Origin of the sequence: Xanthomonas hortorum, from assembly GCF_011305375.1 — a bacterium.
Taxonomy (GTDB): domain Bacteria; phylum Pseudomonadota; class Gammaproteobacteria; order Xanthomonadales; family Xanthomonadaceae; genus Xanthomonas; species Xanthomonas hortorum_E.
This window is the reverse complement of sequence record NZ_VCME01000048.1, coordinates 615-1,077: the sequence shown is the minus strand read 5'-3', so window position 1 is coordinate 1,077 and position 463 is coordinate 615. Positions and strand designations below refer to the sequence as shown.

The following is a 463-nucleotide window of genomic DNA, read 5'->3' as shown; positions in this document are numbered from 1 at the left end:
AGGGCGGCTGGTGCCAGCTACTGCGATGTGCGCGTGGGCCGCTATTTGCGCCAGTTTGTGATCACCCGCGAGGCGCAGGTGGAGAATGTGGTCAACGCCGAATCCAGCGGTGTGGGCGTGCGCGTGCTGGCCGATGGTGCGTGGGGTTTTGCGGCCACTAACACGCTTACCAGCGATGGCGTGGCCACTGCCACGCGCCAGGCGGTAGCCATCGCCAAGGCCAACGCGCGGCTGGGCGGTGCGCCGGTGCAGCTGGCACCGGTGACCCCGGCCGGGCAGGTGAGCTGGAAGACCCCGATCAAGAAGAACGCGATGGCCGTGCCACTGCAGGACAAGGTGGCACTGCTGATGGACGTCAACGCGGCCGCGCTCTCTGCCGGCGCCACCTTCGTGGCCTCGCGCATGTTCGCGATCAACGAGCAGAAGTATTTCGCCAGCAGCGACGGCTCCTACATCGATCAGG

Annotated in this window: 1 protein-coding gene; it reads left to right on the top strand. The window is 66.7% G+C overall.

Translation table 11 applies throughout. From position 1 onward, the window contains the following. A partial coding sequence (locus FFY45_RS21840) for a PmbA/TldA family metallopeptidase (protein WP_303396519.1) occupies nt 1–463 on the top strand: 463 nt, incomplete at both ends.